Origin of the sequence: Streptomyces sp. L-9-10, assembly GCF_004151105.1 — a bacterium.
In the GTDB taxonomy this organism is placed as follows: Bacteria; Actinomycetota; Actinomycetes; order Streptomycetales; family Streptomycetaceae; genus Streptomyces.
In genome coordinates, this window is record NZ_PHRF01000077.1 from 71,833 (window position 1) to 94,149 (window position 22,317).

Sequence of the window (22,317 nt, forward strand, 5' to 3'; positions counted from 1 at the left end):
GGGCACCTCACCGTGCGGGCGCGCGCCGCACCACCTTGCCCTGTCCGTCCGCCTCCAGTGACGCCGTGCCCTCGGCCCCGGTCACAACGACCCTGATGGTGAGGGAGCCGGTGAGACGGTCGGCGATGATCTGCCAGGTGCGCGGGGAGTGGACGCCGAGGGTGGTCGTGGCCTCCTCGACCAGGGCGGGGAAGCGGTCGTAGGGCAGCGCACGGGGGTCGAACCCCGGGGTCTGCGTGCCGGTCGGCGAGAACACGACCGACAGCAGGCGTTCCTGCACGACGACGGTGAGCGCCTGGAGTGCGTCCCCACCGCTGGTGAGTGAGCCGACAGCCCGGTCCAGCTCGCCCTTGTCGAGAAACGACAGGTCCGGGCCCAGGGCGACCGTTCCGGACGCCGACGACACCACCGTGGTCGACGACGTGGAGGAGACGGACGGCTGTGTGGCCGAAGGCGACTTCGCGGTGTCGTCCCGGTCGAAGAGGTCTGCGCGGAACAGCAGGACCACGACGACCGCACCGAGCAGCAGGCCGAGGAGCACGACGAAGCCGAAGACGCAGCCCTCCGGGGGCGCGGCCACCCTGGCCGTCGCGGGCGCCGAGTCGAGGCGGGCCGAGGCCACCCGGCCCTCCCACTCCGGTGTCGGCCGCTTGACGATGCGCACCCGCCACGCCCGGTCCGGCGGGTACTGGACCACCACGACGCCGCGCGGCCGGTAGTCGGTCAGGTCCACGAGGTTGATGTCCTGCGTGATCTCAACCCGGTACGCCGGCCCGTCGTCCGGTGCGACGGTGAGCTCGAACCGCACCGGTATGTCGCTCGACTCGCCCCCGACGGCCTCCAGGCTCTCGATCATCGCGAGCGCCGTGCGGGGCACGACCGCTGCCTCCCGGGCACGCCTCGGCATACCGGCGAGGAAGAACAGCAGTCCGTAGACCGCGGGCAGGACCAACCCGGTGACGAACAGTGGCACGTTCTCGACGATCCCGCCCACGACGAGCGCGGCGAGCGACGTGCCGACCACGCCACCGGTCAGGAATCCCCGTACGAGCGCGACGGGCGTGTGGTGCGTGGGCAGTGGCGGGCCCGTGGCGATCGTCATACGGGCGATTGTGCTGGGCTCAGGTGGCGTCCGGTAGACCTCAGTTTGATCCTCCGGCAGGTCACGCCGGGATCGCCTTGATCGCTTCGCTGAGGTGGTGCTGACCAACATCCCGCCTCGCTCCAGGAAAGTACCGACCGGGGGTCGCAGGCCCGCCCCGCCGAACGTACCTGCGGCAGATCAGGCTCCCCGTCGACCCAGCCGGGCCTCTGAGCCATTCCCCGAGCCTGCACCAACAACACGCCCGCATCACGGTGTGCCGACACGTGCCCGCGCAAAAGCCCCTCGTCGAACCGGTCGGACTCTCCAGGTCGGACTCTCCACTCCGAGGCTCAGTTCGCAACCGCGCTCCATAGGGCGAAGGCCCCATCTCCCGCCGACCGTTGCTCGCGGCGGTCAGCAGTAGGGGTGCTGGTTGGTCAGGGACGCGGCCACTCGCATCCACACGCCGAACAGCCGGTAGAGGCTGGGCACAGTGCCCTGCGCCTGGACGGTCCGGGTATCCGCCGAGGTGACGCCCGGGATTCCCAGGAGCGTCGCGGCGACCGAAGCCGACTGCCAGCGGACCGTGAGGGTGGAGGAGGCCGCCGCGGCGGCCGGCGGCTTCGGCGGTACGGAGAGACGCGCGGCGACCGCTTTCTCGATGGCCGCACGTGCTTCATCCGACGGCCGCAGATCTGCCGAGAACCGGTCCCGCGCATTCTTCACGGCCACGGTCGTCACCGAGGCGTCCCATTCCGTCATCTCCGCGCAGGCACAGTCGTCACCGGTGAGGACCGCCACCGGCACCCCGATGCCGGTCGCGGCGGCATGGGCCAGGCCGATCTCGCCCACAGGCCGCCCGTCCAGCCACATGTCTTCGATCTCGTGCCCCATGAAGCTGTGGCTCAGCACACCGAGCGCACCGGCCCGCGAGTGGTAGCCGACGAAGACCGCGGCGTCGTGCTCGGGGGCGAGTCCTTCGAGCATGCCCATCTGTTTCGGCTTGCCGCGGATGAGGCGCGCCACCGGGTGCAGTGACTCGGGCAGGATGTTGCGCATCGGGCCATGCGCGTCGTTGACGGTGATGTCGGTGGCACCGGCCGCGACAGCGCCGCGGACGGCAGCGTTGACGTCCTCCGCCATCATCAGCCGTCCACGCTCGTAGTCCCGGCCGCCGGGCTGGACATCGTCGGCGTCCACCAGCCCCGTGACGCCCCCATGTCCGCACTGATGTAGATCCGCACCGCGCAGTCTCCTCAAGCTTGATCGTCCGAGGAGACGCCCGCCGCCCTCGCTCCGGTTCCTTCACCGGCTCACTGTCATCCGGTTTCCGCCCGGACCAGCACGCTCGACCGCTCAACCGGACGGCGTGACCGAGGACCGCACGCCCAACCACTGCTCGGCGCCGTACTCCTCGAACCGCTCCACCTCGGTGAACCCCAGCTTGGCCGCGAGGCTCATTGAGCGGTTGTTCGCGGTCTGGGTGCAGAGCACCACCGGCTCGCCGGGAAACGCGTCGGCGAACCAGTCGAGTGCCGCTGCGCATGCCTCGGCGGCGTACCCGTATCCCCACGCCTCCGGCAGGAACACGTAGCCGAGCTCGGCCTCTCCGGCATCCGGACGGACGTGCCCCGGACGCTCCGCGTCGCGCCGATCGAGCGTGATCGTGCCGATCATCGCTCCGTCGAGATCGATCACGAAAACGCCAGGGCGCCGACCGGGCACCTCGGGCACCGCGCGTTCGAGCTCATCACGCGGGCGTGGGCCACCGAGGTAGGTGCGCACCTCTGGCGATGCGAACAACTCGATGAACCCCGCACGGTCCCGGGCCTCGGACTCGCGGAGCACAAGCCGTTCGGTCCTTATCGGGGCGGGTGGCCAGGCAACGGGCCCGAGTTCAGTCATGGGGGCAACCTACTGCCCGCTGTTCTCGGTAACGGTGTTCTCGGCAAGGGTGTGCGCGACAAGGGCGTTCGCGTGACCGTGCCCCAGCCCGTGCTCGGTCTTGAGCCAGGAAACGAGTTCCGAGTGCCTGGTCAAGGGCGAGGAGCGGATGGTCTCCTTCCACTCGGCTATCGGGCGGCCGTACTTCTTCTCGATCGAGGGGAAGTAGCTGGCGGGGCCCTTCACGGTGTCCGTCATGTCGGCGGTGTCCCATCCCTAGGTGCAGAACGATCTCGGTGTGTTGATGCGCTTTGCTTGTATGACCGGAGGCAGCGGGCGAAGTGATCGGTCGAATGAAAGTGACCTGCGCCACTTCGCTACGCGGCACAGGCCCCGTAGCTGATCACCGCGTACGCGAAGGCCATCCACAAGCCTCATCCCGAGCCGCCCGCCTCCCCGTTCCGGCACCGAGACGGTCCGAAAGCCCCCACCGGAACCCCGGCGGAGGCGTGTACGGGGCGCAGTTGTGTCCGCGCCCGGTCCTGTACGGCCGGCAGGCGGAGCGGCGCGTCGAAGCCGTCCTCGGCCGGAGCCGGCAGCGCCGCCGGTCCGACCGTGCCCGTCGGCCTGTGGTCCGTCACGCGCGGCGACGCCGCGATCCGCAGGGCCTCACAGCCGGCGCAGGAGGGCCGCGCGGTCGACCTTGCCCGTGCTGGTCAGGGGCAGTTCGTCGAGCGCGACGACGCGTGTGGGGATCATGTACGACGGCAGGACGGTCCGCAGGGCGCGTACGACCCCGGCCTTCGAGAGCGGCTCGGCCGTCGGCACGTAGAAGGCGGCCAGCGTCCGCCCTCCCGGCCCCGTGGGGGCCACCACCGACGCGGCCCGGACCCCCGGGCACTGGAGGAGGGCGCTCTGCACCTCGCCCAGTTCGATCCGGTAGCCGCGCACCTTGACCTGGTCGTCGAGGCGGCCCAGGAACTCCAGGTCGCCGCTCGGCAGCCAGCGGGCGCGGTCACCGGTGCGGTACATGCGCTCGCCGGGACGCAGAGCTCCCGGGTCGGGCAGGAACTTGGCGGCGGTGAGACGGGCGGCCGCGGCGTAGCCCAACGCCACGCACGCACCGGCGATGTACAGATCGCCCTCCTCGCCGAGGGGGCAGGGCCGCAGGTCGCCGCCGAGCACGTAGTAGCGGGCGTTCTGCATCGGTTTCCCGTAGGGGATGCTCGGCCACGCGGGGTCGACGGCGCTCACCCGGTAGTGGTTCGACCAGACGGTGCACTCCGTGGCGCCGCCCAGCGCCACCACCTCGGCGTTGGGGAACGCGGCCCGGATCTGGTCCGGGAGCGGCACCGGGATCCAGTCGCCGCTGAGGAGGACCAGGCGGAGCGCGTCGCGCCCGGCGGGCTCGCGGGCCTGGACGAAGGGCATGACCATGGCCAGGGAGGCGGGCGCCGAGTCCCAGATGGTGATGGATTCCTGTTCGAGCAGGTCCACCAGGGTGTCCGGCTCGGCGAGTTCCGCCGCCGACGCCAGCCGTATGGTCGCGCCGGCGGCCAGCACGCCGAAGATGTCGTACACCGAGAGGTCGAAGCAGAAGGACGTGACGAACAGGATCTCGTCGGCGGGCCCGACCTCGTAGGTGCGGTTCACCCAGTCGATGAGGTTCACCGCCGACCGGTGGGTGACGACGACTCCCTTGGGCGCACCCGTCGAGCCGGACGTGAAGATGGTGTAGCAGACGTCGTCGGCCGTCGGACCGGTGGCGAGGGGCGCGGCCGGCCGGAGGCCGGCGTGATGGCCGGTCCACAGCGGCTCGCGGCCGGGCGCCGTACGGTCGCGGCCGGGCGCCGCACGGTCGCGGGACGGCTCGACGCGGATGACGGCGTCGTACCGCGCGCCCAGTTCGCCCGTGAACTCCTCGGCCCGGCGGCGGTGGACGCTCGCGTGGGCCACCCCGGGCAGGACGTCGGGGAGGCGCTCGACAAGGCGGGGCGGCACCCGGAGGCCGGAGTGGGTGCTGAGCCCGGGGTCGATGAGGTCGGCGAGGACGATGACGCCGTCGTCGGCGAGCAGCCCGAGAAGAGAGTCGAGGACGCCGGTCAGGTGGTCGAGGTCCGGCAGGAACTGCACCGTACTGGCCAGCACGACGACGTCGAACGGGCCGCGTACCCGCTCGGCGACCTCGTGGGCGAAGCACACCACGCCCTCGACCTCGCCCCCGGCGAGGACCCCGGTCTCCGTGCTTCGGGCCACGGACACCGGTGACGGGTCGACGGCCACGTAGCGCGACGCCCAGGGTGCCAGGGCCTCGACGATCAGTCCGGATCCGCACCCGATCTCCAGGACCGAGGGCCGTTCGGCGGAGGTCGCGGCCCGTACGAACCGTGCCACGTGGTCCTGGTAGCCCCGGACGTCATCCGCGGTGAAGAGCCGTTCCGAGCGGCGCGTGTTGAAACCGGCGGCTTCGAGCGGGTCCGGGGAGCCGGACACGTAGTCGAAGAGGTCCGCGACCTGCTCGCGCCGCAGAGTGGCCGACCAGGAGAACTCCTCGGGGATGTCGGGGCACAACACGTGGCGAAGGGACGGCACCTCCCACCGGAACTCCTGGACGGAGGGCAGGGATACGCGGTCGGTCAGCACGGCCGCCACATCGAGCTGGTCGAGCAGCCCGACCACCCGGGGGGCCGGCCACGCCGGGTCGAGCGGGACGTAGGAGGCGCCGGCTTTGAGCACCGCGAGCATTCCGACGAGGGCCGAGGCGTCGCGCTCGCCGTAGACGCCCACGGTGGAGCCCCGGCCCAGTCCCAGCTCGCGCAGCAGCCGTGCCAGCCGGTTGGAGTGGCGGTCCAGCTCGCCGTGGGTGAGGACCTGCTTGTCGGAGGTCACGATCGCCGGGTGGTCCGGGTACCGCCGGGCGGTCTCGGCGATCAGCCCGGGGATCGTGGCGTCGTCGCGGAACGGCCGCGCGGTCTCGTTCCATCCGCTCCAGGAGGCGCCCGGAACGGACGTCGGCGGGGCGCTCACCGGGCCGGTGCCCGGAACGCCTCGTGGGCCGCCAGCACCCGGGTCAGCTCGTTCACCGTCGAGTGGTCGAAGAAGAGCCGGAGCGCCAGGCGCGCGCCGAGCTGGGCCCCGAGCGTGGCCATGATCTCGGCGACCAGCAGGGAGTTCCCGCCGATCTCGAAGAAGTCCTCGTCGTCGCCGAAGTCGTCGTGCTCCAGTGCGTCGGCCCACTGAACCCGCACCTGGGCGCGCAGCAGTTCAAGGTCCGGGCCATCGTGGTCTGCGTGGTCCGGGCTCGCCACCCCGACCGATCCGAAGTTGTTCACCGCTGTCTCCCCTTCAACTGGCTCTCGCCGCTTCCCTGTCACCGTCGGGCACGGCTTGGATGCCGGCCACGGTCCGGTCGCCCGGTCCGGTCGCCCGGTCCGGTCGCCCGGTCCGGTCGCCCGGTCCGGCCGGCCGCCGGAGGCTTCCGGAACAGGCCCGTCGCCGCGTCGGTGGCGGATGCGCACCGTCACGAGCGGGACCGCGCTCACCCGGTCGAGTGGTCCGACCGGGTGTCAGTCTGGCCGTGACGACCGGCCGTTGTCCGAGGATCTTTCAGAGGTCAGTCAGGATTGGCACCCGTGGGCCACGGTGACGGGTCATCCTCACGGCTATGGGAACAAACACGAAAAGCCGCTGGTTCGTCGGCGTCCCTCACGATGGCCTCAAAGAGTGCGCGCTGTACGCCTTTCCGCATGCGGGCGCGGGCGTGACCACGGTGCGTCAGCTGTGCGTCGAGCTTTCCGACGCGTTCGACGCCTTCGCGGTACGCCTCCCGGGCCGGGAGTCCCGGCTCGGGGATCCGGTGGAGACCGTCATGCCCGAGCTCGCCGACAAGCTCGCCGACGAACTGCTCCACCACGCGCAGGGAAGGCCGGTGGTGCTGTACGGGCACTGCGCCGGCTCGACGATCGCCTACGAGGTGGCACGGCGCCTGGGCCCCGCCCGGGTGCGGGCGCTGGTCGTCTCCTCGCACCCGGCTCCTGGGAGCGTCCGCCGCGAGCCCACGTGGGCGTTGCCGCGGCTGGACTTCCTCCAGCAGGTCGTGACGGACGGGTACCTGCCGTCGCAGCTCCTCGCCAACGAGGAATTGCTCGACATCGTCGAGCCCGCCCTGCGCGCCGACTACGAACTCATCGAGACCTACGAGCTGGAGCTGTACGAGGGCGGTGCCATCGAGCCCGTCCAGGTTCCGACGGTGGCCGTGTACGGCCGCGACGACCACACCGTCGCCCCCGCCCAGGTCGACGCATGGTCGGCGCTCACCACCGGGCCGTTCCGGTTCGTGTCGCTGCCCGGCAGCCATGACCTGCCGAGCAGCCGTCCGGCGGACCTGGCTGCGGCCATCCGCGAGGCCCTGGCGGCCGTCGCCTGAGCATGGGCGCGGGCCCGCCGTGTCCGCGGCACACGGCCGGGTCTGGCAGACATCTGTCGGGCGGTCGGATGACTCGGGAATCCCTTCCTAGGGTGGGCTCACGGGGGAGCAGCACCGGACGACCGAGCTGCGCGGCGACGGGGGCCGTCTGCCCCCCGGCGCGCCGTACCGCGCCCCGCCGTCGCCCCGCGCGGTCGCGTTGTGTTCGCTCATGGCCGCACCGCCCCCTGCCGAGCTCACCCGGCGGTGGAGCGGGCCGTCGGCCACCGTCCGGAAAACCCCGTGCAGGACGACCGAAAGGCAACAGGAGCATGGCGCCCCTCACGTACGCGCAACAGCACATGAGGTTCAGCAACCGGTTCGAGGAGGTCGAGACCGCGCTCCGGAAGCGGGAGGGCGTGGCGCAGGCGGCCGTGGTCTCCCGCGAGAACCGGCCGGGGGAGCGGCGCCTGGTGGCGTACGTGGTACCCGAGGTGCCGGAGGCGGACGTGACCAAGCACGTCGAGAAGTGGCGCGCGATCTACGACGAGATGTACGGCGACACCGCGCCGGACGCCACCGGGATCGGCGACGACTTCACCGGGTGGAACAGCTCCTACACGCGCGAACCCATCCCTCTGCCGGAGATGCGCCAGTGGCGCGCGTCCACGGTGGAGCGGGTGCGCGGTCTGGAGGCGCGCCGGGTGCTGGAGATCGGGGTCGGTTCCGGCCTCCTGCTCGGGCCGCTGGCCCTGGAGGCCGAGGTCTACTGGGGTACCGACTTCTCGGAGCCGGTCATCGAACGCCTCGCCGCCCAGGTCGGCATGGATCCGCGGCTGAAGGATAAGGTGACACTGCGGTGTCAGCCCGCCGACGTCGCCGACGGACTGCCGGCGGAGTACTTCGACACGGTCCTCCTCAACTCGGTCGTGCAGTACTTCCCCGACGCCGCCTACCTCTCGGGTGTCCTGGACGTCGCGCTCCAACGGCTCGCCCCGGGGGGCCGGATCGTCATCGGCGACGTCCGGAACCACGGCACCCTGCGGAAGTTCCTGACGGCCGTCCACCACGCTCAGCGCCCCGATGACGAGCCGTCCGCCGTCCGCGCGGCGGTCGCACGCGCCATGCTCGGCGAGACGGAACTCGCCCTCGATCCGGGCTTCTTCACCGAGTGGGCCGACGCGCACCGCGACATCGTGGCCGTGGACGTCCGGCTGAAGCCCGGATCGGATGGGAACGAACTCACCCGTCACCGCTACGAAGTCGTCCTGCACAAGCGGTCGAGCAGGCCGACGCACCTCGCGGACGTCCCCACCGCCACCTGGGGCTCGGACGTGCACCAGGTGTCCGGCCTGGAGGCTGAGCTGGCCCGGCACGGCGGCCGCCTCCGGCTGACCCGGATACCGAACGCGAGGCTGGTGAGCGAGGCGGCCGAGTGCGGGGTTCCCGCCACGGCGGAAGAGGCGCCGCTCGACCCGCACGCGCTGGAGACCTGGGGCGAGGAGCATGGCTGTGCCGTCCTGTGCACCTGGTCGGCCGAGGCACCCGGCTGGTTCGAGGCGGTGATCGTGCCCGCGGACGGTACGCACTGCTACGGCGGTGTGTACCGGCCCATGGACACCCGGGCCAGGCCGCTCGCCAACGTGCCCGCGGCGTCCCGCCGGGCGTCGAGGCTGCCGGCAGTGCTGCGGCGGGAGCTGGCGGCCGAACTCCCCGGCGGTTTGGTGCCGGACGACATCGTGGTCATCGCACGCATGCCGCTGACCGCCCGCGGCGAGGTCGACCGCGCCGCGCTCCCCGAACCGGAGCGAGCCGGCGGTGGTGAGGGCTCGCCGCACACACGGAATCCGCGAACGGCCGGATCGTCGACCTGATCACGAAATCAGCACGCGGACCCGGCTTCCGTCGCGAACCGGACGTGAAAGCAATGGAGGAGAAATGGCAGTGAACCCGTTCGACGACGAGGACGGCGAGTTCTACGTGGTGGTCAACGACGAGGAGCAGCACGCGCTGTGGCCCACGTTCGCCGACGTGCCCGGCGGCTGGCGGGTCGTGGCCGGGCCGGCGGGGCGCGCGGAGAGCATCGCGTACGTCGAGGAGACCTGGACCGACCTGCGGCCCCGGAGCCTGCGCGAGGCGACACCGGCGTCCTGAGGCGGGCCGAACCCGCCGCGCGGGTCAGGACGGTGAGCACGCCGAGCGGCCCGCGGGCAGACGGTGACTCCTCACCCCGCCGGGGGCTCCTCACCCCACTGGGGGCCGTGCCCGCCGGGCCGCCCTCCCTGGACGTACAGCCGACGCTCTCCGAAGACCCGCTCGCCGCCGTGGTGGGCCCCGTGCCGACGGACTCGACCGGGGCTCATCCGTGCCGAGAGGTCCATGGGCTTTCGTGGGACGGACCGGGATGTACGTGGGATGTACAGGGAGGAGATGTGCTGTGGGCGGTCGAAATTCCGACGTCGTCTTCGTCCGATGGCCGGCGCAGGCGGATCTGAGGACCCGCTGCCGGAAAGAGGGGATGCCGCGGCTACTCGTCGTGGAGGCAGGCGCGCAGCCACCGATCAGCAACGACCCGGTCGAGGACTGGGTACGCCCTCCGGTGTCCCGGGATGACCTGGAGGCCCGGGTCGCGGTCCTGCAGAACCGTTTCGACAGCAATCGGGTACCGACGATCGACTCGACCGGAACCCTGAGCTTCGGTCATCACTCCATCACCGTCTCCACCACCCAGGCGGAGTTGCTGCGGCTGCTCATAGACCGCTTCGGCGACGTCGTGCACCGCACCGAGTTCGTGCAGTGTTTCGCCCTGCGGACGCTGACACTGAACAGGAACTCGCTGGACCTGCACATCATGCGGCTCCGCCGCCGGCTCCTGCCCATCGAACTGTCCATCCGGACCGTGTGGGGCCGGGGCTACATGCTGGGGAACGCGATACCCGCCGAGGGCGTCCCGATGTCGAACGCCTCCGCTGTCTGACCCGGCACGAAACCGAAGGTCTGTCGCCGTAGTACCAGCACGCCCCCCCCGCGCGATCACGTACACGTCTGACGTCGTGCGGCACACGACAGAGCCCAGGGACCAGCCGACCACTCGACGCGTACAGCCATACCTCGACCCGCGTCGGGCAGGAAGGCTGCACCAGCGCATGGAAGCTGTGGGAGGAGATCAGGGAACAGCGCTCCCCGGACGGCTACGGCAACGTCCGCCCCGAGAGAGAACAGCGTGTGACCGCACCACAGGAAGTGGACCAGAGCCGGCTCCCGCGTACAAAGCCAGGCGTACGGCACGTCACGGTGGGCGATGAGGTCACTGGGGACGCGTGCCCCCGATCCCCACGTCGGCCTGGGTGTGCGGCACGGACGGAATGATCCCCTCGGGTACCGCTGAGCCGTTCGGGGATTCACCACGGCCGCGTCGGCCGGAGGTGCTCGGGGTCATGGCGACAGAAGTCCTCGGAGAACGCTCAAGAAGTGGTTGTGCCGCAATCGCGAGAAAGCTGCGCACGGCATGATTAAACAGATCGATATCCGGGTCGTCTGACATCATCGAGTGACGCCAATCCGCGGGACTTTTCCTGGCCGACGAACAGGCCCTTACCACCACGGAGTCGACTTGACCAGGACCGATCTCAAGCCGGTGGAATTTCCCACTGAACGCGCCTGTCCCTTCAGCCCTCCTCCGAAGCTGACCGAGTTGCGTGACGAGCACCCGGTGAGCAGGCTGGCCTATCCGGACGGCACCACTGGATGGCTGGTCACCGGGAATTCCACGGCCCGTTCCGTGCTGAACGATCCGAGGTTCAGCTCACGCGGTGAACACCGCAGGATGGCGGTCGGGGAGGGAGTGCCCCAGCCCACACTGCCGGGAGTCTTCATCTTCATGGATCCGCCGGAACACACCCGTTTCCGGAAGCTGTTCACCGGTGAATTCACCGTACGGCGGACGAAGAACCTGGAACCGAAGGTGGAGCGGATCACCGCGGACCGGATTGCGGCGATGCGGGAAATGGGACCTCCGGCGGATCTCGTGCGCGAGTTCGCCCTGCCGATTCCCTCGCTGGTGATCTGCGAGCTGCTGGGTGTTCCGTACGAGGATCACGATTTCTTTCAGCGGCATTCGGAAACCATGCTCGACTACGAGCGCACCATGCACGAGGTCGTGGAAGCCTTCACCCTGATGGAGGAGTTCCTCACCGAGCTGATCCGCCGCAAGCGCGGCAAGCCGGAGGACGACCTGCTGAGCAGGGTGGCCGCATCCGATCTCACGGACGCCGAGGCCGCGGGTTCGGCGATGCTCCTCCTCACGGCGGGACACGAGACCACCGCGAAGATGCTGGGGCTCGGCACCTATCTGCTGCTGTCTCATCCGGAGCAACTGGCGCTGCTGCGGAAGAAGCCGGAGCTGATCAACGGCGCGGTCGAGGAGATGATGCGCTACCTGAGCATCGTCCAGTTCGGGGTCATCCGGGGCGCCACCGAGGACATCGAGCTGGACGGCCGGCTGATTCGTGAGGGTGAGGTCGTGACCGTGGCCCTGTCCACGGCCAACCGGGATCCCGCGTTTTTCGGAGATCCGGACGTGCTCGACCTGAGCCGCAGCGCCGGAAGGCACCTCGCTTTCGGCTACGGCGTGCACCAGTGTGTGGGGCAACAGCTCGCCAGGATCGAAATGCGTGTGGCTTTCCGCCAGTTGATCCGCGAGTTCCCCGGTCTGCGTCTGGCCGTGGCGCCCGAGGAGATCAAGACGGCCCACCTGTCGTCGATGTACGGCGTGCAGAGCCTTCCCGTCGGCTGGTGACGGCGATGCGAGTCGATGTCGACCGGACCAGGTGCTGTGGCGCGGGCATGTGCGCCCTGACACAGCCTCAGGTGTTCGACCAGGACGAGGAGGACGGGACCGTCGTACTGCTCTCTCCTCATCCGCCGGAGGAGTTGTGGGACAGCGTCGAGGAATGCGTACGGCTGTGCCCGTCCCAGGCGATCAGTCTCGACGGGAACGCGGAGTGACCCGGGTGGTTGATTCATGAGCGACCACAACACCCGGCTCCGTGGGTGGGAAGCGCCCGCGCTCCCCACGGATCAAATGTCCTGACCCCGGCGCCCCGCCGGCGAGGTCTTCCTCGAATCCGCTCCCGCCGTCGGCCTCGTCCGCGGTCCGTCGTGCCTTTCACCTGCCCGAAGTGAGGATGCGTGATGAACGCTGACGACATAGCCATCATCGGACTCGGCTGCCGTCTCCCCGGCGGAATCGACACCCCGGAGGCGCTCTGGCGGGGCCTGCTGAAGGGTATCGACGCCATCAGCGAGGTCCCCGCGCAGCGGTGGCGAGCCGACGACTGGCATGACGTCGATCCCTCGGCATCCGGGAAGATGACGTCCCGGCGGGGTGGATTCCTGGACGACGTCGCGGGGTTCGACGCCGAGTTCTTCGGAATCTCGCCCACCGAGGCCCGCCAGATGGATCCGCAGCAGCGGCTGGCGCTCGAGGTCGCCTGGGCCGCGGTGGAGGATGCCAGGATCCGGGCCGACCGGCTCGCCGAGTCGGCCACCTCCGTGTTCTTCGGGAGCATGTGGCAGGAGTACCACCTCACCACCGGGGCGTCGCCCGGCGAGATCCGCACGCACACAGCCATCGGTACGGACACCTCGATCATCCCGGCCCGTATCGCCTACGCCCTCGGCCTGCGCGGCCCCGTGATGTCCATCGGCACCGGCTGCAGTTCCTCCCTGGTCGCCGTCCATCAGGCGGTCCGGAGCCTGCGGTCGGGAGAGTCGGATCTGGCCCTGGCGGGCGGGGTCAGTCTCATCCTCCACCCCCACACGACCGTGGCGATGTCCAAGTTCGGCGCGCTGAATCCCGACGGGCAGTGCCGCGCCTTCGACGCGGACGCCGACGGATACGTACGGAGCGAAGGCTGCGGCGTGGTCGTCCTGCGCAGGCTCGCGGACGCCCGGAACAATGGTGACCGGATCTACGCGGTGATCCGCGGCAGCGCCGTGAACAACGACGGCACCACCGACGGCCTGGCCACCCCGGGTTTCGAGACGCAGGCCGAGGTGCTGCGCTCGGCATGGCAGGAGGCCGGTGTCTCCCCGAGCCTGGTGTCCTATGTGGAGGCCCACGGCACGGGGACCCGCCGAGGCGATCCGATCGAAGCGGCGGCCCTGGGAGAGGTGTTCGGCCGCGGCAGGGAGAACCCGCTGCGCATCGGGTCGGTCAAGACCAACTTCGGCCACCTCGAACCGGCCGCCGGTGTGCTCGGCGTGCTCAAGACCTCCCTGGCGCTCTTCCACGGCGAACTACCCGCCAGCCTCCACTTCCGGAACCCGAATCCGGACATCGACTTCGACGCGGCGAACCTGGCTGTGGTCACCGGCCGTCAACCGTGGCCGGAGGGACCGCGCCTGGCCGGAGTGAGCAGCTTCGGCTACGGCGGTACCAACGCCCACCTCGCGCTGGCCGGGCCACCGCCGGAAACAGCCGTCGTCCAGGAACCCACCGAGCGGACGCGGGTCCCCTGGGTGCTGTCGGCGCGCTCCGAACCGGCCCTGCGCGAACAGGCCCGCCGTCTGCGCGCGCACCTCGCCGCGCACCCCGGCCTGTCGGCCCGTGATGTCGGCTTCTCCCTGGCCACCACCCGTGCCGACCATGAGCACCGAGCCGTCCTGCTGGGGCGGGAGACCGCGGACCTCGTCCAGGGCCTGGAGGCGCTCGCGTCGGGAGCCCAGGCGCCGAACCTGGTCGTCGGATCCGGCCGAGGGCACCGTCCGGTGCTGATGTTCGCCGGACAGGGCGCCCAATGGGCCGGAATGGCCGCCGAGTTGCTTCGGTCCTCGCCGGTCTTCAGCGAGGGGTTCGCCGAGTGCGAGGCGGCGCTGGAAACCTTCGTCGACTGGAAGCTCACCGAAGTGGTCGGGGACGCGGACGCCCTGGAACGGGTGGACGTCGTACAGCCCGCCCTGTGGGCGGTGATGGTCTCGCTGGCACGGCTGTGGAAGCACTTCGGCGTCGAGCCGGAGGTCGTGCTCGGCCACTCGCAGGGTGAGATCGCCTCGGCGTGCGTGTCCGGAGCGCTGTCGCTCGTGGACGCCGCGGCCGTGGTGGCGCTGCGTGCTCAGGCCATCCGCCGCGGTCTGGCGGGCCGGGGCGGCATGGTCTCGCTGGTGTGCTCGCGGTCCGACGCGCGGCGGCTGATCGCGCGGTGGCCGGAGCGGCTGTCGGTGGCCGCCCTCAACGGGCCCAGGAGCACCGTGGTCTCCGGTGATCCCGAGGCGCTCACGGAACTGATCACGGACTGCGAGTCCGAGGGGATCCGGGCCAGGCGCATACCGGTGGACTACGCCTCGCACTCGGCGCAGGTGGAGGCGATCCGCGAGAACATCCTCACCGAACTGGCGGGAGTCCGGCCGCGTTCGGGTGTCGGGAGCTTCTTCTCCACCGTCGACGTCGGCCGGATCGACTCCGCGACACTGGACGCGGACTACTGGTACCGGAACCTGCGCTCCACGGTCGAACTCGAGGCGTGTGTACGCGAGCTGGCCGCCGAGGGCCGCCGCGTGTTCATCGAATGCACTCCGCACCCCGTGCTGACCATGGGTGTGGAGGGAATCGCCGACGTGTACACCGTCGGAACGCTGCGCAGGCAGGAGGGCGACCGGTTCCTGACGGCCCTGGCCGAGGCGTACACCGGCGGGGTGGACATCGACTGGAGCCGGGCCTTCGAGCAGGCGAACGTCGTGGACCTGCCCACCTACCCCTTCCAGCACCAGAGGTACTGGATCGACGCCGAGGCGACGGGCGGCGGGGGGACGCAGGACGCCCCGTTCTGGGACGCGGTGGGCCGGGAGGATCTCGACGAGATCGCCCGGACCCTGCGTATCGACCGGGACGCCCTCGCTCCCGTGCTGCCGGCCCTGGCCTCCTGGCGCAAGCGACGCACCTCGGAGTCCGTCGTGGACACCTGGGAGTACCAGGTCGGCTGGAAGGAGATTCCCGCACCCCAGGTCCGCCAGGGTGACTGGCTGGCCCTCGCCCCCACCGGCGACGCATGGGCGCTCTCGGTGGTCGAGGACCTGACCGGGCAAGGACTGCGCGTCACTCTCATGGAGGTCGAACCCGGCATCGACCGGGGCGCGTTGGCCGCGCGCCTGCGCGGCGCGACCTGCGACGGCGTGCTCTGCCTGCTGGCCGCGCAGGACGGTCCGCACCCCGGGTATCCGGGGATTCCCGCCGGCTACGCCGCGACTCTGACCGCCGTACAGGCGTTGGGGGACGCCGAGGTCACCGCCCCCCTGTGGTGCGTGACACCGGACGCCGTCGCGGTCGCGGACGAACCGGTCGGCCCGGACGGAAGTCTCGTGTGGGGGCTCGGCAGGGTCGTCGCCCTGGAACACTCCGCGCGCTGGGGCGGTCTGATCGACCTGTCCTCCCCGTACGACAGCCCCGTACTGGCCGGGATACTCACCGGCGACCACGGTGAGGACCAGGTGGCCATCCGCGGTTCCGTCCCGCACGGCCGCCGCCTCGTCCGCGCCGCCGCGGGTCCGGCCGGCGACTGGAGTCCCACGGGAACGGTCCTGATCACCGGCGGAACGGGCGCGCTCGGCGCGGAGGTCGCGCGTTGGCTGGCCGTTCGGGGAGCCGAACGTCTGGTGCTGGTCGGCCGGAACGGCCCGGACACCCCCCGGGCGGACAGCCTCACCACCGAACTCCGTCGGCTCGGGGCAGGGGTCGAGATCGTCGCCTGCGATGTCGCCGACCGGGGAGCGCTCCGCGAACTCATCGAGCGGACCCGGCCCCGCGCGGTGGTGCACGCCGCCGGCGCACTGCACGACGGACTCGTCCAGGACCTCACCCTCGACCAGGTCGACGCGGCCCTGCGGGTGAAGGCGCGGGGCGCGTGGAACCTGCACGAACTCACCACCGGCCTGGACGCGTTCGTGCTCTTCTCCTCGTGGGGCGCGACCGTCGGCGTCCCGGGCCAGGGCAACTACGCGCCCGGCAACGCCTATCTGGACGGCCTGGCCAGGCTCCGCCACGCGCGGGGACTGCCCGCGACCTCGGTGGCGTGGGGCCCGTGGTCCGGGGACGGAATGGCCCGGGGGCAGGTGAAGGAGATCCTCGACCGCCACGGCGTACCCACGATGGCACCGGATCTGGCACTGCTGGCCCTGGGCAGGGCCGTGGCGCGCCCGGAACCCTGCGTCACCGTGGCGGACGTGAACTGGGACCGGTTCCGCACGGTGTTCACTGCCACCCGTCCGAGCGCCCTGTTCAGCGATCTGCCCGACGGCCGGGACGCCGCGGTCGGTCACGCGCCCGCGTTCCCGCGGCGCCTGGCCGAACTCCCCGCGGACAGCCGGGCGCGCGCCGTACTGGACGAAGTCAGGACGCAGACCGCCCTCGTGCTCGGTCACTCCGCATCCGACGCGGTGGACGTCGAGCGCACTTTCCGGGAACTCGCCTTCGACTCGGTCCTCGGGGTCGAACTGCGCAACAGACTGGGCGCGGTCACCGGGCTGCGGCTGCCCGCCACGCTGATCTTCGACCACCCCACACCCGCGCGGCTCGCCGCATACCTCCTCGCCGGACTCGCCCCGGCCGACATCACCGTCAGCACCCCGGCGGGCGCTCCCGAGAGTTCGGCGGAGCCCATCGCCATCGTCGCCATGAGCTGCCGGTTCCCCGGCGGAGTGCGCGACCCGGAGGGCTTCTGGCGGCTGCTCGCCGAGGGTGGCGACGCCATCACGTCGTTCCCCGGGGACCGGGGCTGGGACCTCTCCGCGCTGTACCACCCGGATCCGGACCACCCCGGAACCAGCTATGTCCGCGAGGGCGGTTTCATGGCAGCCGCCGAATTCGACCCGGAGTTCTTCGGAATCAGCCCCCGCGAGGCGCTGACCATGGATCCGCAGCAGCGCATCCTGCTGGAGGGATCCTGGGAGCTGCTGGAACGCGCCGGAATCGCGCCGGACACGCTGCGGGGCAGCGACACCGGCGTCTACCTCGGCACCAACGGCCAGGACTACGCGTCGCTGGGAACTCCCCACGGCTCCGACGGATTCGGGCTCACCGGCAGCGCAGCCAGCGTGGTCTCCGGGCGGATCTCCTACGCCCTCGGCCTGGAAGGGCCGTCGGTCACGGTGGACACCGCGTGCTCGGCCTCGCTGGTCGCCATTCACCTCGCCGCGCAGGCCCTGCTGAAGGGCGAATGCGCGATGGCCGTCGCCGGCGGCGCCACCGTGATGGCCACGCCGAGACTGTTCGTCGGGTTCAGCCGGCAACGCGGCCTCGACCCCGGTGGACGGTGCCGCGCCTTCTCGGACGGCGCCTCCGGCACGGCACTGTCCGAGGGCAGTGGACTGCTGCTGCTGGAGAAGCTGTCCGACGCGCGCCGCAACGGGCATCGGGTCCTGGCCGTGATCCGGGGCTCGGCCGTCAACCAGGACGGCACGTCCAACGGGCTCACCGCGCCCAACGGCCGGGCCCAGCGGCAGGTCATCCGCAAGGCCCTCGCCGCGGCGGGGGTCGAAGCCTCCGACGTGGACGTCGTGGAGGCCCACGGCACCGGCACGACGCTGGGCGATCCCATCGAGGCAGGCGCGCTGCAGGCCACCTACGGCGCCTCCGGCAGGCCGGTATGGCTGGGCTCGGTGAAGTCCAACATCGGACACACCCAGGCGGCAGCGGGCGTGGCCGGCGTGATCAAGATGGTGCTGGCCATGAACAACGGCATCGTGCCCCGCACCCTGCACGCCGACACCCCCTCCCGCCACGTCGACTGGTCGGCGGGTTCCCTCCGGCTGGTCACGGACCCCGTCGCCTGGGACGGTGACGGCCTCCGGCGAGCGGGCGTCTCCTCGTTCGGTATCAGCGGCACCAACGCCCACCTGATCCTTGAGCAGGCCTCCGAGGCCGAGGAACCGGCGGCCGGCTCCCCTCCCGAGCTGCTGCCCTGGGCCCTGTCCGCGCGGACCCGGGAAGCCCTGCGCGAGCAGGCGTCCCGGCTGGCCGTCAGGGTCGGGGCGCACCCCGGGACGGACCCGGCCGACCTGGCGTTCTCCCTGGCCACCTCGCGTACGTCCTTCCAGGAGCGCGCCGTCGTCCTCGGCCGGGACACCACCGACCTGCTCGCCGGTCTGCGTGCGATCACCGGGGGTGAGGCCTCGGCGTCGGTGGTGGAAGGGCCGGCGGGTGACGGCCGGACGGCGTTCGTCTTCGCCGGGCAGGGAACCCAGCGCGCGGGCATGGGGGCCGATCTGCGCGAGGCCTACCCGGTGTTCGCCGCCGCATGGCAGGAGATCTGCGCCGGACTCGACCGTCACCTCCGCCTCCCGGTCGCCGAGGTCATCGACGACCCGGACGCACTGCGCCGTACCGAGTTCACCCAGCCCGCGCTGTTCGCCTTCGAGGTGGCGCTGTTCCGGCTCCTGGAGAGCCTGGGGGTCAAGCCCGATCTGGTTCTCGGACACTCCGTCGGCGAACTCTCCGCCGCACACGTGGCGGGCGTGCTCTCCCTGGAGGACGCCTGCGCGCTGGTCGTCGCCCGGGGCCGGCTGATGCAGGCCCGGCCGGACACCGGCGTGATGCTCGCCCTTCAGGCCGGCGAGCAGGAGATCGCCCCGCTGTTGTCCGCGCGGGCCGGTCTCGCCGCGGTCAACGGGCCGGAGTCCGTGGTGATCACCGGTGACGCCGATGCCGTGGACGAGGTGGCCGGGCGGTTCACCGGACGCCGCACCAAACGGCTCAACGTGTCCCACGCCTTCCACTCCGCGCACATGGACGGCATGCTCGACGAGTTCCGGAGCGTGGCCGAGGGACTCACCTTCCACCCGCCGCGCATCCCGCTGGTGACGAACCTGACCGGGCGGATCGTCACCGCCTGCGGTCCCGACCACTGGGTGCGCCAGCTGAGGCAGCCGGTCCGGTTCGCCGACGGAATCCGCACCGCACTCGGCGAAGGCGTCACCAGATTCCTCGACATCGGCCCCGACGGAACACCCGCCGCCATGATCGGGGACTGCCTCGACCGCGACGCCGTCGTGGTCCCGACCCAGCGTCAGGACCGGTCAGGACCCGAGGCACTGACCCTGGCGGTCGCCACAGCGCACACGGCGGGTGCCGGGGTGGACTGGCCCGCGCTCCTCGGCGACCGGCGCCGCCGCGTCGACCTCCCCACCTACGCCTTCCAGCGCAAGCGCTACTGGCTGGACACCTCCGGCGCCGGGCACCCCTGGCTGACCGAGATCACCGAACTGGCCGACGGCGGCTGGGTGCTGTCCGGCCGGGTGTCGGCGTCGTCCCAGCCCTGGCTGGCCGATCACGTGGTCTTCGACACCGTCGTCGTACCCGGCACCGCACTGCTGGACCTGGTCGTGGCCGCGGCCGGTCAGGCCGGGGCGGCCGGTGTCGGCGAGCTGACCCTGTCACGGCCGATGGTGCTGGAGGACGCGGCACACGTGCAGGTCAGGATCGGCCCCGCGGAGGACGGACGGCGACCGGTGACCCTGCACAGCAAGGCGGACGGCTCGGGTGCCTGGAGCACCCATGCCGAGGGCGTGCTGGTGGACGCGTTCGGTCCTGAGCCCGCCGACTGGTCGATGCCCGCGCTGCCCGCCGTGGACCTCTCCGGCTTCTACGAGGGCTTCGCCGCCCAGGGCGTCGACTACGGCGCCGCCTTCCACGGCGTGACCGAACTGCGCGGGCAGGGCCGGACCGCCTGCGGTGTGGTCCGGCTGCCGGTCGGCGAGGCGGGCGGGTTCGGTGTTCACCCGGCTCTGCTGGACGCGGCCCTGCAGGTGATGCGCGCTGCGGTCCCGGCCTCCGCCGAGGCCCAACTCCCCTTCCAGTTCACCGACGTCCGCCTGTACGCCACGGGAGCCACCGAGCTCCGCGTCCGGGTCGACGTCCGGGACGACGGGATCCGGGCCACGATCACCGACGCCGCCGGGGCGCCGGTGGCGTACATCGGCGCCTTGCGGCTGCGTCCGGTCAGCGCCGATCTGCTGCGTGCCGCCCTCTCCGTTCCCGACCTCTACCGCGTGGTCCTCCGGCCCGTGCCGAAGGTGCCCTCGGTTCCGGAGCCGGTACGGGTCCTGGGCCGCGGTCCCGTGTCCGAGGTCCTCGGGGTGACACCGGCCGAGACGGTCACGGGAGACGGACCGCGCCGGATCCTGATCGACGCCACCGGGAATCCCGAGGGTGTCGCCGCCGCCCACGAGGCGACCGCGCACGCCCTGGACCTGCTGCGCCGGCTGGTTCCGCTCGGGGACGCCGAGCTCGTGTGGATCACCAGGGACAGCCTCGCCGCACGCCCCGGGGACCGCGTGCGCGGCCTCGCACAGGCACCCCTGTGGGGCCTGCTGCGGGCGGCGCGGCGCGAGCACCCGGAGGCGGCCATCCGGATCGTCGACTGCGACAGGATCGACGCCGCGACCCTGCTGTCGGCGCTGTCCGTGACCGGCGAGCCGGAGCTCGCCGTCAGGGACGGGGAACTCCTGGCGCCCCGGCTGACCGCGGCGGGCGCGCCCGGTGCGCCCACCGCCGCCGTGGCCGACGGAACGGTGCTGATCACCGGCGGCACCGGCGAACTCGGCAGGGCGGTCGCCCGGCACCTGGTGACCGAGCACGGGGTCCGCGAGCTGGTACTGACCTCGCGCAGCGGCCCCGAGCACCCGGAAGCCGGGAGCCTGATCGCGGAACTGACCGGAGCCGGCGCACGATCCGTCCGGGTGCTGGCCTGCGATGTCGCCGACCGGACCCAGGTGGCCGACGTGCTGTCCTCGGTGGACAACTGGTCGGCGGTACTGCATCTCGCCGGCGTACTCGACGACGGCCTGCTGCTCGACTACGACGACCGGCGCCTGCGCACGGTACTGGCCCCCAAGCTCGACGGGGCCGCGCACCTGGCGGAACTCACCGGGCACCTGGGCCTGTCGGCGTTCGTACTGTTCTCCTCGGTCTCGGGAACCCTCGGTTCCGCCGGGCAGGGCGCGTACGCGGCGGCCAACGCCTACCTCGACGCCCTCGCCGCCCGCAGCGGCGGGACCAGTCTGGCCTGGGGGCTGTGGGAGCAAGCGGGCTCGGGAATGACCGCACACCTCGCGGAGGCGGAACTGGGGCGGCTGCGCAGGCAAGGGATCGCGCCGCTGCCCGTCACCAAGGCCCTGCGGCTGCTGGACCGCGCGCTGCGCTCGCCGGACGGCAACCTCGTCCCCGTCAGACTCGACCTCGCCGCGCTGGAAGGTGAACCCCCCGCGCTGCTGCGGGGACTCGTCCGGCCGTCCCTCCGCCGCGCCGGCAACGACCCCGCGGGCGTTGGACTGCGGATGCGTCTGCGGGGCCGGACGCCCGACGAGCAGGCCGCCTCGGTCACCAGGCTGGTGCTGGAGGAGGTCGCCGTCGTACTGGGGCTGCCCGGCCCCGGAGCGCTCAGGAGCAAGGCCGTACTGAAAGAACTCGGCCTCGATTCGCTGATGGCCATGGAACTGCGGCGCAGGCTCGCGAGCGCCACCGAGGTCCCGCTGCCCGCGAGTCTCGCCTTCGACCACCCGACCCCGGCGGACATCGCGGAGCTGCTGACGCGGCTCATGGGGATCGCTCGCCCGGAATCCGGGCCGGCACCGGAACCGGAGTCGTCACCGGACCCGGACGCGCCCGCGCCGGCCCGGTCGGTCGCCGAGATCGGCGCCGAGCTCGACGCGCTCCTCGAACTCTAGAAGCTTCCCCACCGTGCGTTTCCTGGAAGGAATTCCTGATGTCTGAACCGAACCGGCTGGAACTCGCGCTGCCCGCGATCCGGGAACTCAAGCGGCGGGCGACCGATCTGGAGGCGCGACTGACCGAACCGGTCGCGATCGTGTCGATGGCGTGCCGGCTGCCGGGCGGGGTGGGTACGCCGGAGGAGTTCTGGGAGTTGTTGTCCTCGGGCGGGGATGCGATCGA

The 22,317-nt window shown here is 71.4% G+C and carries 13 protein-coding genes and 1 pseudogene; 8 read left to right on the forward strand and 6 right to left on the reverse strand.

The window, feature by feature from the left end; all coding sequences use genetic code 11:
• Positions 1-7: 7 nt before the first annotated feature.
• The 6 genes and pseudogenes from CU044_RS19885 to CU044_RS39070 all read right to left on the reverse strand — a co-directional run bounded on the left by CU044_RS19885 (position 8) and on the right by CU044_RS39070 (position 6,300).
• Positions 8-1,102, reverse strand: a complete 1,095-nt coding sequence (locus CU044_RS19885; protein ID WP_129770063.1) for a hypothetical protein — start codon at positions 1,100-1,102, stop codon at positions 8-10.
• A 396-nt stretch (positions 1,103-1,498) separates the two neighbouring features.
• Positions 1,499-2,328: pseudogene (locus CU044_RS19890) on the reverse strand (M55 family metallopeptidase).
• A 112-nt stretch (positions 2,329-2,440) separates the two neighbouring features.
• On the reverse strand, positions 2,441-2,989 hold the full coding sequence (locus CU044_RS19895) for a GNAT family N-acetyltransferase (RefSeq protein ID WP_129770064.1): 549 nt from the start codon (positions 2,987-2,989) through the stop codon (positions 2,441-2,443).
• A 9-nt stretch (positions 2,990-2,998) separates the two neighbouring features.
• Positions 2,999-3,226, reverse strand: coding sequence for a DUF4287 domain-containing protein (locus CU044_RS19900; RefSeq protein WP_129770065.1), 228 nt, complete (start codon positions 3,224-3,226; stop codon positions 2,999-3,001).
• 411 nt (positions 3,227-3,637) lie between these two features.
• Positions 3,638-5,995 carry an amino acid adenylation domain-containing protein gene (locus CU044_RS19905; protein ID WP_129770066.1) on the reverse strand — a complete coding sequence of 786 codons (2,358 nt, stop codon included), beginning with the start codon at positions 5,993-5,995 and terminating at the stop codon, positions 3,638-3,640.
• Positions 5,992-6,300 carry a phosphopantetheine-binding protein gene (locus CU044_RS39070; RefSeq protein WP_193564010.1) on the reverse strand — a complete coding sequence of 103 codons (309 nt, stop codon included), beginning with the start codon at positions 6,298-6,300 and terminating at the stop codon, positions 5,992-5,994. Before CU044_RS39070 ends, CU044_RS19905 begins: the two co-directional genes overlap by 4 nt.
• 332 nt (positions 6,301-6,632) lie before the next feature.
• On the opposite strand from CU044_RS39070, the gene CU044_RS19915 reads away from it, so the two are divergent.
• The 8 genes from CU044_RS19915 to CU044_RS39075 all read left to right on the forward strand — a co-directional run.
• Positions 6,633-7,394 carry an alpha/beta fold hydrolase gene (locus tag CU044_RS19915; protein ID WP_129770068.1) on the forward strand — a complete coding sequence of 254 codons (762 nt, stop codon included), beginning with the start codon at positions 6,633-6,635 and terminating at the stop codon, positions 7,392-7,394.
• A gap of 311 nt (positions 7,395-7,705) precedes the next feature.
• Positions 7,706-9,247 (forward strand): class I SAM-dependent methyltransferase, encoded by a 1,542-nt coding sequence (locus CU044_RS19920; protein WP_165371943.1) that lies wholly within the window; start codon positions 7,706-7,708, stop codon positions 9,245-9,247.
• 64 nt (positions 9,248-9,311) lie between these two features.
• Positions 9,312-9,527, forward strand: coding sequence for an MbtH family protein (locus CU044_RS19925; protein WP_129770070.1), 216 nt, complete (start codon positions 9,312-9,314; stop codon positions 9,525-9,527).
• Positions 9,528-9,810: 283 nt separating this feature from the next.
• Positions 9,811-10,350 (forward strand): winged helix-turn-helix domain-containing protein, encoded by a 540-nt coding sequence (locus tag CU044_RS19930; RefSeq protein ID WP_205124094.1) that lies wholly within the window; start codon positions 9,811-9,813, stop codon positions 10,348-10,350.
• Positions 10,351-10,986: 636 nt separating this feature from the next.
• A complete protein-coding gene (locus CU044_RS19935; RefSeq protein ID WP_129770071.1) occupies positions 10,987-12,171 on the forward strand; it encodes a cytochrome P450 in 1,185 nt (394 codons plus the stop codon).
• A 5-nt stretch (positions 12,172-12,176) separates the two neighbouring features.
• Entirely contained in the window at positions 12,177-12,380 is a 204-nt protein-coding gene (locus CU044_RS19940) for a ferredoxin (RefSeq protein ID WP_129770089.1), read from the forward strand.
• A 186-nt stretch (positions 12,381-12,566) separates the two neighbouring features.
• Positions 12,567-22,091, forward strand: coding sequence for a type I polyketide synthase (locus CU044_RS19945; RefSeq protein ID WP_129770072.1), 9,525 nt, complete (start codon positions 12,567-12,569; stop codon positions 22,089-22,091).
• Between the two features lie 38 nt (positions 22,092-22,129).
• Positions 22,130-22,317, forward strand: a 188-nt coding sequence (locus CU044_RS39075) for a beta-ketoacyl synthase N-terminal-like domain-containing protein (protein WP_193564011.1), incomplete at its 3' end; no start/stop codon positions are given.

What these genes read in the sequence shown, in the direction of transcription:
- CU044_RS19885 (WP_129770063.1), bottom strand. Translation starts at nt 1,102, where the DNA reads ATGACGATCGCCACGGGCCCGCCACTGCCCACGCACCACACGCCCGTC.
- CU044_RS19895 (WP_129770064.1), bottom strand. Translation starts at nt 2,989, where the DNA reads ATGACTGAACTCGGGCCCGTTGCCTGGCCACCCGCCCCGATAAGGACC.
- CU044_RS19900 (WP_129770065.1), bottom strand. Translation starts at nt 3,226, where the DNA reads ATGACGGACACCGTGAAGGGCCCCGCCAGCTACTTCCCCTCGATCGAG.
- CU044_RS19915 (WP_129770068.1), top strand. Translation starts at nt 6,633, where the DNA reads ATGGGAACAAACACGAAAAGCCGCTGGTTCGTCGGCGTCCCTCACGAT.
- CU044_RS19920 (WP_165371943.1), top strand. Translation starts at nt 7,706, where the DNA reads ATGGCGCCCCTCACGTACGCGCAACAGCACATGAGGTTCAGCAACCGG.
- CU044_RS19925 (WP_129770070.1), top strand. Translation starts at nt 9,312, where the DNA reads ATGGCAGTGAACCCGTTCGACGACGAGGACGGCGAGTTCTACGTGGTG.
- CU044_RS19940 (WP_129770089.1), top strand. Translation starts at nt 12,177, where the DNA reads ATGCGAGTCGATGTCGACCGGACCAGGTGCTGTGGCGCGGGCATGTGC.
- CU044_RS19945 (WP_129770072.1), top strand. Translation starts at nt 12,567, where the DNA reads ATGAACGCTGACGACATAGCCATCATCGGACTCGGCTGCCGTCTCCCC.